Here is a 13,333-nt window from a genome sequence, read left to right as displayed (position 1 = left end):
CCAACCTCAGTGCCCAAGTGCAATGGGCGCGGGATGGGCCAGGCCGCCCCGGCACTTGAGCACCCGCACTTGCGCCGGGCTGGCCTCCACCGCCAGGCGCAAGGCGGCCGGTGACGGGTTGATCGCCTCGTTCAACGAGCGCCAGGCGAAGGCCAGGGTCTGGCCGGTTTCTGCCGCCACCTGCAAGCGGCGCAAGGCCCGGTCATCGGCCTTGCGCGGCCAGCACAACACCGCGCCGCAACTGCCGGAACGCAGGCATTGCTCCACCGCCCACAAGGCGTCGCGCTCATCGGCCTGGATCACCGACAGCTGGCGCACATCGACCCCGGCGTTTTGCCAGGCGTGGGGGTACGGCGTGTAAGGCGGCGCCACCAGCACGATGCGCTCGCCGGCCGCCGCCAACCGCGCCAGGGTCGGCCACACCAGTTGCAACTCGCCCACGCCCTCCTTGGCCATGAGGATTTCGCTCAACGCCGCCTCCGGCCAGCCACCGCTGGGCAGCACTGCATCCAGCGCCGCAAGCCCGGTGGGATGGACGCTGGCAGGCGGCGCGGCGGGCCGGCCCTTCCAGACCCGGCCGCCATTGAACAGCGAGTCCAGGGCAACGACGGCGCCCATCAGCCTTGCCTCACCAGGCCGCAAAACACCCCTTCGATCGCCAGGTCCTGATCGGGACGCACCACGATGGGCTGATAAGCGGGGTTGCGTGGCAGCAGGCGCACGCGCTCGCCGACATGTTCGAAACGCTTGATGGTGACTTCACCGTCCAGGCGCGCCACCACGATTTGCCCATTCAAGGCCTCGGCACTGCGGCGTACGCCCACCAAGTCGCCATCGAGGATGCCGTCTTCGATCATCGAATCGCCCTGCACCCGCAGCAGGTAGTCCGGGGTTTTGGCGAACATGCCAGGGTCGAGCAGCAAGCGGTTGTGCACTTCGGCGTCGGCGCCGATGGGCAGGCCGGCAGCCACTCGGCCGAGCACCGGGATGTCCAGCAGCTCAGGCCGCACCGGCTGATTAAGCAGGCGAATGCCCCGGGCCTGGTTCGGGTTGACCTCGATAAAGCCGCCCTCAGTCAGCGCCAGCACATGCTTGCGCGCCACGCTGCGGGAGGCAAAGCCGAACGCCTCGGCGATCTCGGCGAGGCTGGGGGACTGGCCTTGCTGCGCGATACGGTCGCGGATAAAGGTCAGGATGGCGGTGCGGCGGGGCGTTAAAGTCGTCATGGAGTACATTTGTACTCCTGTAGGAAATTTCTAGCAAGATCCGTCAGTCGCTTCCCACAGGGTCACTGAAAAAGCCGCAGCCAAGTTGACGAACGGTCATTCGAATGTTCAGATGCCGGCCTGTTTCAGGTGCCTCATGCCGCCGTGCATGGGGTGAAACGGGAAACCGGTGCCGCTCTTTCCGAGCCAGTCCGGTGCTGCCCCCGCAACGGTAGACGCGTGACCCCTTCGACACACCACTGTGGCCTGCGCGCCATGGGAAGGTGAAGGTGTCCATACGCGTGAGCCCGGAGACCGGCCTGGAATTCTGTTTGGCAAAATCCTGCGGTGGGCGGGCATGGGCCGGTATTGGCGTGTGCTCGGTGCCTACTCGTGCGTGCTTTTCGCGAAAGAAACTTTTCCGAGAAGACTATGATTCGACCTTTCAACACTCCCGTGCCCAGCCTGTTGCTCGGCTGCCTGTTCAGCCCCCTGCTGCTGGCCGACGACAACACCCTTGAGCTCAAGCAGCAGATCGTTTCTGCGCCGTCGGTGGAGTCCACCACCGTGGCCGACATGGCCCAGTACGGCAGCAAGGTCGAGACCGTCACCCGCGAACAGATCGAACGCGCCGGCCCCGCCGCCGATGTGTCGCGCGTGATGCAGATGTTCATCCCCGGCCTGTACGTGGCGCCCAAGAACGGCCCGTTCGACTACGGTACCTATTCCCTGCTGGGCGGGCGCAACGATGACACGCTGATCCTGCTGGACGGAGTACGCCTGAACAACCGCCTGTACGGCGGCCTGTACCTGGACACTCTGCCCGCCAACGCCATCGAGCGCATCGAAGTGCTCAAGGGTGGCCAGAGCCTGCTGTTCGGCACCCAGGCGGTGTCGGGGGTGATCAACATCGTTACCCGCAGCCCGCAAACCCGCGAGGCGTCCGGCGAGGTGAACCTGGGCGCAGACACCTTCGGCGGCACCACCGGCGATGCCCGGGTCGAGAAGATCTTCAACAACGGTTTTGGCGATCTTGGCTTGCTGGCCTACATCAGCCGCAACGTCTCCGAGGGCTACCAGCCGTTTCGCAACCGCGACATGAAAAACGTCAGCGACAAGCAGCGCTCCTACGAAGTCACCACCTTCGGCACCAAGGCAGTCCAGTCGTTTGGCGATGACACGCGCCTTGAGCTGTTTTACCAGTACGCCGACGCCAACCTGGATTTCGCCCGCCCGGCAGGCAACCACAAGACCACCAACGACCGCGTGCAACAGATCGCCACGGCCACCTTCGAGCAGAGCCTCAACGAGCGCCTGAGCTATTTTGTCAAAGGCCATATCAACGATTGGGACACGCGCTATACCCGCATCAACAATCTCCAGGGCGGCGGCACCCGGGTCATCAACCACAACGACTATTGGGGCTTCACCGACTGGGGCGTGCAGGCCGAAGGCAAGGCCGTGCTGCCGGGAGAACACGTGCTGGTGTTCGGCTCCGACAACCAGTGGTTCAAGGGCCAGGACGATGTGCTGATCATCGACGACAACAAGGCTCAGGCCCACGCGCTGTACACCCAGTTGCGCCCGAATATCGAGGCGCTGCCGAACTGGCACCCGAGCATCGGCGTACGCCACGAAGCCATGAGCGGCGGCGACAGCGCCACCGTCGGCATGCTCACTTCGCTCTACGACATCAACGACCACTGGGCCCTGCGCGGCCAATACGGCACCGCCTACAAACTGCCGAACGCCGAGCAACTGTTCGTCAACGAAGAGGATGAAAAAGGTAACCGCAACCTCAAGCCAGAGAAGAGCCGCAACGCCGAGCTGGGCCTCGACTACAAGGGCAGCCTGCTGGGGCGAGACTTCAGCGCCAGCGTCACGTTGTTCAAGCGCAAGATCACCGACCTGATCACCCTGGACGATATCCAGTGGGTCAACGGCCAGGGGCAGCTCCAGATGCGCGGTTTCGAGGCAGACGCCAAGCTGCAACTCAACGCGCAATGGAGCGTGCAGGCCGACATAACGCGTAACCTCACCGAGTCCCGCGCTGGCGTCACCCTCAACGACATCCCCGGGTTCTTCGCCCGTTCGCGGGTCGGCTACGAATCGGTGGACCGCATGTGGGGCGCCGGCACAGCCGCGCGGTACATCGGTGATATCGTCAGCTCGAAAAAGGTCGAGTACGGCAACTACACCGTGGTGGATGCCGACGCCTATCGCTATATCGACAACGCCCACCAACACCGCGTCAGCCTACTGGTAGAGAACCTGTTAGACCGCGACTACGTCACCAGCCGCGCCAGCAACGTCGACAACCTCGGACGGCCGTTCAGCTCCGAAGTCCGCTACACGTACCGCTTCTGATGGATACGCCCATAGAGACTCATCCGGACTGGTCCCATGTCCCCGCCCACGCCCGTCACGTGTTCCTGTGCACCGGCCCGCGCTGCACCCAGCGTGGCGCGCTGCAACTGTGGAAAACCCTGCGCCGCCACCTGCTGCAACACGACTGCATCGAAAAGCCTGGCGGCGTACTGTTGACCCGCACCCACTGCCAGTTCCCGTGCAACCTGGGGCCGATAGTGACGGTGTACCCGGACACTTGCTGGTACGGCGTGCACAGCAACGCAGACGTCCGGCGCCTGGTGGAGGTGCACCTGGTGGGCGGCGAAGTCGTCGAGGATCTGCTGATCAAGGAGCGATCATGAAAGCCCCCTGGTTACTGTTAAGCGCCCTGCTCTGCGCCACACCGGTGCTGGCCGACAGTTATCGCAACTGCAACCAGGACTGGGCCGCCGCGCATTCACCGCCCTCGCGCATCGTGGCCCTCAACCAGCATGCCGCCGACTTGCTGTTGGCGCTGGATGTCGGGCCGGCATTGGTGGGCGTGGCATACCTGGATGACAATGGCACGGCGCACCGACACGTCGAATACTTCGGCGTACCAGTGATTGCGCCCAAGTACCCGTCCAGCGAAGTGCTCTATGCGCAGAAACCGGATTTGGTGGTGGGTGGTTTTGCCACGGCGTTCGGCAACGGCATCACGTCCCGTACTGGCCTGGCTGGCAACGGGGTTGGGTCGTACTTGCTGGAGTCGGCGTGCGACGGGCACTCATTGGACTACTTCGGGCATATCCGCAACGACCTGTTTACCGTTGGGGCGCTGGTGCACAAACAACAGCGGGCACGGGCGTTGAGTGATGCCATGGACGCCGACCTGGCCCGTGCCCAGGCGCTGATTGGCGAGGGTGAGCCGCTGTCGGTGTTCTACCTGGACAGTGAGGTCAACGGGTTGGACAGCGAAGGCCGGCGAGGCTTCGTCACCACGTTGGTGGCGGCTGCCGGGGCGCGAAATCTGTTTGCAGGGATCAATCAATACCGCGTTACGGTGAGCAGTGAAACGTTGCTGCTGAGTGATCCGGATGTGATCTTGCTGGCGGATGCGGTGTGGTCGCCGGCCAGCCGCAAGCGCCAGTTGCTGACCCGTGACCCGGTGCTCTCGCGTTTGCGGGCGGTGCGGGAGAACCGGATGATCGATATTCCGTTTACCCACCTGATGCCCACAATGGGGAGTGGGCGTGTGGTTTTGGAATTGGCCCGCAGGTTTAACGATATGCGGGGGTGAATATCCATTGCTGCGGCGGGGGGCTGATAGGGGTAGATCAAATGCACAGCGTCCTCCCGGCCGGCGGCTTGAGTGGCAGAAGTAAAATCACTGGCGAACACGGCCCACTGTAGGAGCTGGCTTGCCGGCGATGGCATCAACTGGGTGTACCTGATACCCCGAGGTGCCTGCATCGCCGGCAAGCCAGCGCCTACAGCTTTTGCCCTGGCTTTTAACACTCAGGTCGGCTTTCAGGCCGCTGTGCTCTTGCTTTTGATCTTGATCTCCGCTTTTGCAAAGTGACTCGCTGTAAGAGTGAAACCATAAGCCGCCATTACCTAAATAACGGATATGTCCTCCCCTCCCCCTCCCCCCCAAAAACCTACTCGTGACTTCTGGTAAAAACTCCTTTCCAGATTCTGCGGTGTTTGCGAAGGAACGACCGGGAGATACTCAACTCCACTGTTCACATCACTCAAGGAGTCACTCATGTCCATTCCCGCATTCGGCCTAGGCACGTTCCGCCTGCAAGGCCAGGTCGTCATCGACTCCGTCAGCACCGGCCTGGCGCTGGGCTACCGCGTCATCGACACCGCACAAATCTACGAAAACGAAGCCGACGTCGGCCAAGCCATTGCCGACAGCGGCATCCCCCGCAGCGAGCTGTTTATCACCAGCAAGATCTGGATCGCCAACTTCGCCGAAGGCCAACTGATTCCCAGCCTCAAGGAAAGCCTGCGCAAACTCCAGACCGACTACCTCGACCTGACCCTGATCCACTGGCCATCGCCAGAAAACCAGGTGCCTGTCGCCGAATTCATGGGCCAATTGCTGGAAGCCAAGCGCCAGGGCCTGACCCGGCAGATCGGCATTTCCAACTTCACCGTCGACCTGATGAAACAGGCAATTGCCGCCGTCGGCGCCGAGCACATCGCGACCAACCAGATTGAGCTGCACCCGTACCTGCAAAACCGCACCGTGGCGGATTTTGCCAAGGCCCATGGCATCCAGGTCACCTCCTACATGACCCTGGCCTACGGCGAAGTACTGCAGGACTCGGTGATCCAGCAGATCGCCGAACGTCATCAAGCCACCCCGGCGCAAGTAACCCTGGCCTGGGCCATGCAACTGGGCTACGCGGTAATCCCGTCATCGACCAAGCGCGCCAACCTGGCCAGCAACCTCAAGGCGCTGGACCTGACCTTGAGCGACGCCGACATGGCGCAAATCGCCGGCCTGGAGCGTGGCCATCGGCTGACCAGCCCCAAAGGCATCGCGCCGACCTGGGACTAAGCCGCAGGGCTGCCGGACAGCTCCCGCAGCCACGGCAACACCCGCAAGCCGCAGGTGGCTGGCGGTGGGTCGATGATATCCATGAAGTGTTCGAGGTTAACGCTGTCCGGCGTACCCGGCAGGCGCACCAATAAGGTCGGTGCGCCTGCCGGCGCGCCCAGGTCACGGATGTCGTAGACCAGCACGTGGCGAATCTGCGGGTGCTGCTCCTGGAAGGCCAGCACCCCACCATTGCTCTGCGCCAACCCGGCGTTGATGATCAGCACGTCGAACGGCTCGGCCGGTATGGCCGTGAGGATCAGTACCTCCTCGAAGGTTTGCACCGGGACGATGCGGTAGTAGCCCAGTTGGTTGAGCATTTTTTCGATGTACAACCGCTGCAGGTGGTGTTCATCGGCAATCAGGAGAGTCAGTGCTTTGTTTGGCATGGCGAATACCTGAGCAGGGAGCGCTCGTGAGGGACAGGGCTACCTATTTTCCAGACATATTCCGAAGACTAAATAAGGCTTGTTCCACCTTCACGTAGGAGTTATCCCAAATAGCTCGAATGGCAGTCCCTGGCAGTCAAGTCTGATTGCAATAGACCGACAGTGCGTGATGCAGGTGAGAGAGCGCGCCGTCCACCCCGTCGACGGCAGCGGCCAATTCGTCACGCGCTTGCCGCTCACAGACGTTTTCCAGTACCTCGCAACACGCCATCAATGCCTGGGCCTTGACCATGCGCGCGCCACCCTTGGTTCGATGAGCCAGGTCATGCAGGCCGGCAAAATTTGCCTGGCGTTGCAGAGTCACCAGTTGCCGGTGGTCTGCCTCCAGGCTGTCGAGCAACGGCGCCAGCAGCTCTTTCACCGCGCCTACATCGCCACCGGTCAACTTCTCCAGGTGGCCCACGTCGAAGCCTGTCGACCGTTCATCAACGGTGCCCGGGGCCACAGAGGGCGTGGCCGTGCGCAACGCCAGGGCCGCATGCAAGTCTTCAAGCCCGGTGGGCTTGAACAGGCAGCCATCCATGCCCGCCTGCCGGCAACGTTCGGCTTCCTCGGGCTGGGCGTTGGCGGTGAACCCCAACAACAGGCAAGGCACCAGGCCGCGCTCACGCTCCAGGGTGCGGATATCCCGCGCCAATTCGTAACCGTCCTTGAACGGCATATTGCAGTCGGTAATCACCCCGTCAAACTGCCCGGACAGCCACAGTTCAAGCCCTTCGACGCCGTCTTCGGCCGTGGTGATGCGGTGCCCCAGGAAGCTCAATTGCCGGGCCAGCAACAGCCGGTTGGCGGGGTAATCATCCACCACCAGAATGCTCAACGCGTGGGCCAGCGGAGCGTCCAGGGCAACGGAGACCGCCGGCATCAGGGTTGCATCGGCAACAGCCAGCTCCAGGGTGACGTCTACCCGAGTACCCTGCCCCAGCAGGCTGCTCAATTGCAGTTGCCCACCCATCATCTCGCACAGGTTGCGGCTGATGACCAGGCCCAGGCCAGAACCGCTGCGCGCCGACTGCGCGGTATTGCCGCCCTGGATAAACGGGTTGAACAGGCGCTTCTGGTCTTCGACACTGATGCCGATGCCGGTGTCTTCCACCCACAGCCTGAGGCTCAGGTAACCATTGGCAATCGCCGACGAACCCGACGCGCCAAGCCGTACCCGGCCATGGGGCGTGAACTTGATCGCGTTGTTCAGCAGGTTCGACACCACTTGCTTGAAGCGCATCGGGTCTACCTGTACGCAACGATCAATCAGCGGGTCCAGCTCCACCTGCAACACCAGGCCCTTGGCCCGCGCCAGCCCATCGAAAACCCGTGCCACGGCCGCCAGCAACGCGTGCAGGTTGGCAGGCTCAAGGGTCAGGGACAGGTGGCCCGACTCAATGCGCGCAATGTCGAGGATGTCACCGATCAACTCCAGCATGCCCCGCGATGCCTCGGCGGCCACCTCCAGGGCATCACGGTCGGCACGGTCTTGTTCGGCTGCTTTCAAGGCCAGTTCAATCATGCCGATCACCGCGTTCATGGGCGTGCGTATTTCATGGCTCATGGTGGCCAGAAATGTGGTCTTCGCACGATTGGCCGCGTCGGCATCCTCCTTGGCTTCCTGCAACTGGCCGAGCAGGTGCTGGCGTTCGCTGATGTCCACCCAACCGGCGATCATGCCTACCACCTGCTCATTACCGTCGCGGTATGGCAGCATCCAGTGGTAAATCGTCAGCACTGTGCCGCCCGGCACCTTGAGCACGCGGTCATGAATCTGTGGCTCACCCTGCTCCATCAACCGCAGGTAATCCTGATGGAACGACTCAGCCTGGGGGCGATTGCCGGTGTCGGTCTCGACCACGGTTTTGCCGGTCACGTCCTCCAGCCTGAACCCAAACACATCAAGGTAAGCACTGTTACACGCCATCAGCCGGCCCAGGCGATCACGCACATAAATCGGATGGGGTGTGCCGTCGATCAGCACACTCATAAAACGCATCTGGTCACTCAGGGCGCGCTCGGCCTGCACGCGCTTGCGTATCAGGCTACGCAGGTAAATCGCCCAGCCCAGGGTAATCAGCAGCAGCAGCGCCGCCAGGCTGAAACCCTGGACGATCACATTGCGATGCCGCGCCCAATAGCTGTCTTCAACCAATACTTCGCTGCGCCAGTGGCTGGCCAATTCGTCCATTTCCTGGGGCGTGATACTCAGCAGCGCCTTGTCGAGGATCGAATACAACTCCAGTTGGCTACGGTTGACACCAAAAGCGATGCGGGCGGGCTCGGACCCCACGGTGCTGGTAACCCGCAACCGGTCACGGTACTCGCGGGCAATCATGTAGCGCGCACTGATCAAGGTATTGACGGCGGCGTCGGCACCGCCATTGGCCACCAATTCCATGGCGTGTTCCGGGTTCTCGACGTCCACAAATTTGATGGAGGGATAGTCCTGCACAAAACCCTCCAGCAAGCTATTGCCGCCAATCAGCGCCAGGCGCTTGCCAGCCATGTCTTCCAGGGTAAGGGGGCTGCCGTCTCCGATGCGGCTGACCAACACAAACGGGTTGGTCAGGTAAGGCCGGGTAATGCGTACCTTGTCTGTACGCTCGATGCTGGGGGTGACGACCGCGATCATGTCCGCGCCGCCGGTGTTGACCTTGTCGATTTGCTGGGGCATCGAAGTGCCGGGGACGACGTCAAATTTCAAGCCTGTGCGCAAGCTGATGCGAGCCAGCACCTCAGCGCTCAAACCTTCGAAAGCGCCTTGTTTGTCGATGAATGAAACCGGCAGGAACTTGTCGAGTACCGCGACCTTTATCCTGGGGTTCCTCTCCAGCCAACGCTGTTCACTGGCACTCAAGCGCAGGCGGCCCGCCCCGAGGAACCCGAGGTTTCCGGCACTCCAGCGCCGCAGGATTTCCATCTGCTCGCTGACCGGGATAACGGCCAGCGCCGCGTTGATCATCGGCAGCAGCCGCGCGTTGTCCCGGGAAAATGCAAACGCAAAGGGATTGACTTCAAGTGACGAGAAGTCGGCCATTCGAACATTGTTCAGGTGGTTTCTGTTGATCAGGTAGTTGGCGCTGATTGCATCGCCGAGGTAAACATCCGCCTGGCCGAACGCGACAGCGCCGATGGCCTCGAAGGTCGATGGAAAAAGCTGCAGCCGTGCTTGAGGGTAAAACGCCTGAACCGCATCAGGCTGCATGTAGTGATAGAGCATCGCCACACGCTTGCCGGCCAGGTCGGCACTGAGGCTCTGGCTGTCGCCCGTGCGGGTGACCAGGGCCGGTTGATCCATGGCATAGGAACGCGACAGCACCAACTGCGGGTCTGGCGCCTCGTAACCGTTGGCAGAGCCCAAAAAGTCGACTTCGCCGCGCTTGAGCGCGGCGATGACTTCGTCACGATTGTCGTAGCGGCGCACTTCTATCGTGATATTCAACGCATCGCTGATCAGCGCCGCGTAATCCGCCGTGATCCCTTCCAACTCATCGCTGGTGCTCAACTCGAACGGCGCGTAATCGGGGCCCGAGATGCCCATCAGCAAACGGCGCCGTTCGCGTAGCCAGCGCCAGTCTGCTTCCTCCAGCCCCACTGCCGGGGTTTCCACGATGGAGTGCCCCAACAGGTACAGGGTGCGTGGCTCGCCAACGGCCGGGGCTTGTGCGCACAGCACGCCCAGCAGCATGCCTGCACTGAGCCACAAGACCCGGAAGCTGGTCATTTCAGATCAGATGATTGCGCTGGGCGAACTTGGACAAATGCACCACCGACGACATGCGCAGCTTCTCCTTCAGGCGGGTTTTATAGGTGCTGATGGTCTTGTGGCTGAGTAACATGTCTTCGGCAATTTCCTTGTTCCCCAACCCCAGGGCCAGCTTCTGCAGCACGGTCAACTCGCGGTCGGAAAGCTCGGCCACCAGGTCCTGCTCGCTAGACTGCAAATCGTCCCGGCGCACCGAGCTGGTGGGCAGGCTCGGAAAGCAACTGTAGTTGGACATCACCGCCTTGATCGCTTTTTGCAGTTCATCCAGCTCGCCGGTCTTGGCAACAAACCCCATCGCGCCAGCCCGCATGCAACGGGTGGAAAAAAACACCGCAAGGTAAGACGTCAGCACCAGGATCTTGCAGGGCAGGCCCAGCGCCTTGATCCGGCTGATCACCTCCAGGCCGCCCAACTTGGGCATGGCCAGGTCGAGGATGATCAGTTCAGGGCGTTCCTCGCGGGCAACCTGCATGGCATCGGCGCCGTTGCCGGCCTCGAAGATAGTGTCGAAGCCTTCCTGCTTCAGCAGGAACCGCACGGTTGCGCGAATAAATGGGTGGTCATCCACGATTAAAGCTTTGCTCATAAGGCTCCCCTGGGAGGATTCAGTACCGTTACACATCAGACGGGACCTATCTACCTGTGAGAAATGACAGTTCCGACGAGCGGTTCAGAACATTCCTACAAACAATAGTCGGGCCCCTCCATTTGAACGCCATAAACGACGTCTGCGTGCCGGGTTAGCCGCAAGCGCGCAACCTTACCAATGGAATGACGCGCCACCTGAAGGGATAGTCCCATCTATATGTAGGATTTTTCCTCACCAAGAGCATAGTAAATAGCCAGCTCGCTGGGAGCAAAGGCGCCCTAATCAGTAGTACTCGGGCTCCAGAAGGCCTGTACCACAAGGCTTGACGTGGAAATACGCGCCACCAGGGCGTCCAGTTCGTCACCGTCTACGGAGGTCACGGCCAGCGTCGCCTCGATTTCCACCTCTTCGGGACCAAAGGGGCGTACGTCTACATCACTGGCCGGGTAGTTGCAGCGGGCGAGTTCGGCTTCGAGCAAGGCCAATACCGCCTTTTGCTGAGTACGCCGGGCCACCACATACAGAATGTTGGTCACCTCGGCCGACACCACATCCAGCGGCTGGCGGTTGATGTTGTTGACGATCGGGCGCAGCAAGGTATTGGCCGCCAACACAAACAGCGTACCGAGCAGCGCCTCCAGGATCAGGTCGGCACCGGCGCAGGCGCCCACCGCCGCCGACGCCCAAAGGGTGGCCGCCGTGTTCAGCCCGCGCACGTTGCCCTCTTCACGCATGATCACGCCGGCACCGAGAAAACCGATGCCCGAAACCACATAGGCCACGACCCGCACTGCCCCTTCAGCGCCGCCCAGGCGGTTGGCCATGTCGACAAAAATCGCCGCGCCCACCGCCACCAGCACGTTGGTGCGCAGCCCCGCCGTGCGCTGGCGGTACTGGCGCTCGAACCCGATCAGGCCACCGAGAATGAAGGCCGCGGAGAGGCTGACCAGCGTGTCGACCAGCGAGTTGAGGTTGATGTTGTTGATTGCTTGCATGGGAGTCTTCCCTATTCATTACCAGCCGAACTTACGCGAGGAAACCTTCGGCCAGGTACGACCATCCCGGGCCGTGATTGAGTCACAGGCACGACAGGACAGGCCCGCCCGTCGCAAACGACAGGCGCGTGCGCAGTACCGCGATGCAAGGCATCACGTACTGTTAAGCGTCGATGAGAGGGAATTCGGGATCGGGCCTGGACTGGCCGCCACCGGGATGCCGCTTCTCGCTTCTGGGCGAGACAACGGCATCGGAAAAATGCGCGTTATCTTGCCAAGTATGTGCCGGTTATCGAGACCGGCCGACGACTGTCACTCGAACAAGTACCCACTGAGGGTCTCCACTATTGATGAAAACGCGCGAAGCTTACGCTCCGAATTAAGCAGAGTAAACCGTAGGAAAATTTACCCGGTGGGTTTGAGCAGGTTCTTCAGGGAGGGTTCAGGTACGCACCACTGCGCAGCTCTCCCCCCCGTAGCAGCTGTCGAGCCCAAGCGAGGCTGCGTCGGCCACACTGCGATCATCAAGCCAGACACTCCAACCAGTCGCGCCGAACGCAGCCTCTCCCAGGCTCGACAGCTGCTACGCAGAAGACGTTCGATCACGCTCCACCAGCGCCAAATACTCATTGATCGCAGCTCGGCTTCATCCTTAAGGGTCAGCTCAACCACACGGATGCCCACTATCGAGCTGAGAGGCAAGGCCATCGTGTCAACAACATCCATGTTCATCCCTTCTCAATCGTCGCGCGTCAGTACTTCCAGCAACTCAATCTCAAACCGCAGATTACTGTCGGGCGTGATATGCGCCCCCATCGAGCGCTCGCCGTAGGCCAGGTGCGCCGGCACGAATAACGTGCGAATGCCGCCGACTTTCATGCCCATCAGCCCCTGGTCCCAGCCCTTGATGACGCGACCGGTGCCGATCACGCATTGAAACGGCTTGCCGCGTTCCCATGAAGAGTCGAACACCGTGCCGTCTTCCAGGGTGCCCGTGTATTGCGTGGTGATCAGGGCGCCTTTGACCACGGTCTTGCCGTCGCCGAGGCGGAGGTCGGTGATTTTCAGTTCGTTGCGCATCGTATTCTCTCGTTGTCACAGCAGCGGGTGCAGGTTGATTGATGATCGTGAGCCACCACCCTTTGCGATAATTCAGGTAATAGCCAAAAGCTGGCTACCGTTTACGTTTTGAGAATAAGAAATGCCGATATGGACTGCCTGGCTTCAGGCAACTACACGTCCATGGAGGGCCAAATCAGTGACATTTCCCTTTCCTTTGCAGGAAGCTTCCTAGAAAATTCTGTCCCCTTGTGCCGTTCAAATCACATGGCTAGTCTCCAGCGGTCACTACCAATTCAGTGACCGGGTTTAGTAGCCCGCTATGTGATTAGGCGCAAGGCGC

11 protein-coding genes and 1 riboswitch are annotated in these 13,333 nt (G+C 61.4%); of the genes, 4 read left to right on the top strand and 7 right to left on the bottom strand.

Going from position 1 to position 13,333, the window contains the following annotated elements:
• Positions 1 to 6: 6 nt before the first annotated feature.
• Positions 7 to 618 carry a translesion DNA synthesis-associated protein ImuA gene (gene imuA / locus ACZRN6_RS24060; protein ID WP_008432576.1) on the bottom strand — a complete coding sequence of 204 codons (612 nt, stop codon included), beginning with the start codon at positions 616 to 618 and terminating at the stop codon, positions 7 to 9.
• Positions 618 to 1,235, bottom strand: a complete 618-nt coding sequence (gene lexA / locus ACZRN6_RS24055; protein ID WP_464009006.1) for a transcriptional repressor LexA — start codon at positions 1,233 to 1,235, stop codon at positions 618 to 620. Before lexA ends, imuA begins: the two co-directional genes overlap by 1 nt.
• A 101-nt stretch (positions 1,236 to 1,336) precedes the next feature.
• Positions 1,337 to 1,543, top strand: a riboswitch (cobalamin riboswitch).
• Between the two features lie 94 nt (positions 1,544 to 1,637).
• On the opposite strand from lexA, the gene ACZRN6_RS24050 reads away from it, so the two are divergent.
• From ACZRN6_RS24050 to dkgB, 4 genes are all read left to right on the top strand, one after another.
• Positions 1,638 to 3,572: a TonB-dependent receptor plug domain-containing protein gene (locus tag ACZRN6_RS24050; protein WP_464009005.1), complete on the top strand. Its 1,935-nt coding sequence runs from the start codon at positions 1,638 to 1,640 to the stop codon at positions 3,570 to 3,572.
• On the top strand, positions 3,572 to 3,916 hold the full coding sequence (locus ACZRN6_RS24045; RefSeq protein WP_322145765.1) for a (2Fe-2S) ferredoxin domain-containing protein: 345 nt from the start codon (positions 3,572 to 3,574) through the stop codon (positions 3,914 to 3,916). Before ACZRN6_RS24050 ends, ACZRN6_RS24045 begins: the two co-directional genes overlap by 1 nt.
• Positions 3,913 to 4,833, top strand: coding sequence for an ABC transporter substrate-binding protein (locus ACZRN6_RS24040; RefSeq protein ID WP_464009004.1), 921 nt, complete (start codon positions 3,913 to 3,915; stop codon positions 4,831 to 4,833). The genes ACZRN6_RS24045 and ACZRN6_RS24040 overlap by 4 nt, the downstream gene beginning before the upstream one ends.
• Positions 4,834 to 5,301: 468 nt before the next feature.
• Positions 5,302 to 6,105, top strand: coding sequence for a 2,5-didehydrogluconate reductase DkgB (gene dkgB, locus ACZRN6_RS24035; RefSeq protein WP_464009003.1), 804 nt, complete (start codon positions 5,302 to 5,304; stop codon positions 6,103 to 6,105).
• On the opposite strand, the gene ACZRN6_RS24030 is transcribed toward dkgB, so the two are convergent.
• From ACZRN6_RS24030 to ACZRN6_RS24010, 5 genes are all read right to left on the bottom strand, one after another.
• Positions 6,102 to 6,533 (bottom strand): ANTAR domain-containing protein, encoded by a 432-nt coding sequence (locus tag ACZRN6_RS24030; RefSeq protein WP_322145768.1) that lies wholly within the window; start codon positions 6,531 to 6,533, stop codon positions 6,102 to 6,104. The two genes, dkgB and ACZRN6_RS24030, sit on opposite strands and share 4 nt — an antisense overlap.
• A 136-nt stretch (positions 6,534 to 6,669) precedes the next feature.
• A complete protein-coding gene (locus ACZRN6_RS24025; RefSeq protein WP_464009002.1) occupies positions 6,670 to 10,305 on the bottom strand; it encodes a transporter substrate-binding domain-containing protein in 3,636 nt (1,211 codons plus the stop codon).
• A gap of 1 nt (position 10,306) precedes the next feature.
• Positions 10,307 to 10,933: a response regulator transcription factor gene (locus tag ACZRN6_RS24020; protein WP_322145770.1), complete on the bottom strand. Its 627-nt coding sequence runs from the start codon at positions 10,931 to 10,933 to the stop codon at positions 10,307 to 10,309.
• Between the two features lie 281 nt (positions 10,934 to 11,214).
• Entirely contained in the window at positions 11,215 to 11,931 is a 717-nt protein-coding gene (locus tag ACZRN6_RS24015) for an MgtC/SapB family protein (protein WP_322145771.1), read from the bottom strand.
• Between the two features lie 738 nt (positions 11,932 to 12,669).
• Complete coding sequence (locus ACZRN6_RS24010; RefSeq protein WP_322145772.1) at positions 12,670 to 13,011, bottom strand: FKBP-type peptidyl-prolyl cis-trans isomerase; 342 nt, start codon at positions 13,009 to 13,011, stop codon at positions 12,670 to 12,672.
• Positions 13,012 to 13,333 lie beyond the last annotated feature (322 nt).

It is taken from the genome of Pseudomonas sp. A125 (genome assembly GCF_055409485.1).
The sequence above is the reverse complement of the archived record's forward strand: the minus strand, read 5'-3'. Positions and strand labels throughout refer to the sequence as shown.

Bases quoted from the DNA above. Each gene is read 5' to 3' on its own strand.
- ACZRN6_RS24050 (WP_464009005.1), top strand. From the start codon at position 1,638: ATGATTCGACCTTTCAACACTCCCGTGCCCAGCCTGTTGCTCGGCTGC.
- lexA (WP_464009006.1), bottom strand. From the start codon at position 1,235: ATGTACTCCATGACGACTTTAACGCCCCGCCGCACCGCCATCCTGACC.
- ACZRN6_RS24010 (WP_322145772.1), bottom strand. From the start codon at position 13,011: ATGCGCAACGAACTGAAAATCACCGACCTCCGCCTCGGCGACGGCAAG.
- ACZRN6_RS24040 (WP_464009004.1), top strand. From the start codon at position 3,913: ATGAAAGCCCCCTGGTTACTGTTAAGCGCCCTGCTCTGCGCCACACCG.
- imuA (WP_008432576.1), bottom strand. From the start codon at position 618: ATGGGCGCCGTCGTTGCCCTGGACTCGCTGTTCAATGGCGGCCGGGTC.
- ACZRN6_RS24045 (WP_322145765.1), top strand. From the start codon at position 3,572: ATGGATACGCCCATAGAGACTCATCCGGACTGGTCCCATGTCCCCGCC.
- ACZRN6_RS24020 (WP_322145770.1), bottom strand. From the start codon at position 10,933: ATGAGCAAAGCTTTAATCGTGGATGACCACCCATTTATTCGCGCAACC.
- ACZRN6_RS24015 (WP_322145771.1), bottom strand. From the start codon at position 11,931: ATGCAAGCAATCAACAACATCAACCTCAACTCGCTGGTCGACACGCTG.
- ACZRN6_RS24030 (WP_322145768.1), bottom strand. From the start codon at position 6,533: ATGCCAAACAAAGCACTGACTCTCCTGATTGCCGATGAACACCACCTG.
- ACZRN6_RS24025 (WP_464009002.1), bottom strand. From the start codon at position 10,305: ATGACCAGCTTCCGGGTCTTGTGGCTCAGTGCAGGCATGCTGCTGGGC.
- dkgB (WP_464009003.1), top strand. From the start codon at position 5,302: ATGTCCATTCCCGCATTCGGCCTAGGCACGTTCCGCCTGCAAGGCCAG.